The organism is Vibrio sp. 1078-1, from assembly GCF_033340475.1.
This window is the reverse complement of sequence record NZ_JAWOWM010000491.1, coordinates 1-637: the sequence shown is the minus strand read 5'-3', so window position 1 is coordinate 637 and position 637 is coordinate 1. Positions and strand designations below refer to the sequence as shown.

Annotated in this window: 1 protein-coding gene; it reads left to right on the top strand. The window is 45.8% G+C overall.

The window, feature by feature from the left end; translation table 11 throughout:
* Positions 1 to 102: 102 nt before the first annotated feature.
* The coding region (locus tag R7190_RS28375; protein WP_225463066.1) for a DHH family phosphoesterase at positions 103 to 637 on the top strand (535 nt) is incomplete at its 3' end.

The window sequence follows — 637 nt, the reverse complement described above, 5'->3', positions numbered from 1 at the left end:
TTCCAAGAATATCGGGTGAATTGGTAACTCGAAAAAATTACATTTGAATCAATGGTCTATGCAGTACCAATAGTAACTTACCACTCACCATTAAGGACTCAAATGAAACGTTCACTACTTGGATTAACCATGATTGCCTCTTTCAGCTGTTTGGCTGAGGGCGCTTTGGATCTCACCACGCTTTCAAACAATAATACCGACAACCTTGTATGGGTTGGACATTTGAGCCCAGACACCGATAGTGCCGTTTCCGTTATCCTTGCGTCACACATCTACGGCGGAGAAGCAGCGCTAACAGGTGAAGCGAACCCAGAAAGTAAGTTTGTGTTTGAATTTTGTGGCATGGACGCGCCAAAAGTGAAGGCGGATTTCTCTTCTCACCACATTGGTTTGGTGGATTTCAACCAATCGACTCAACTTGCAAAATCGGTTGATCCAACTTCCATCGTGGCAATCATCGACCACCACGCGATGGGCAGTTCGCCAATCAGCATGCCGCAAATCGTCACGATGGACATTCGTGCTTGGGGTTCTGCAGCAACAATTCTTACGGCAAATGCCGAGAAGTTAAACGTTAAACTGCCTAAGAATATTGCGTGTGCAGGTTTAGGGGCAATTTTGTCGGACACGGTTGTGT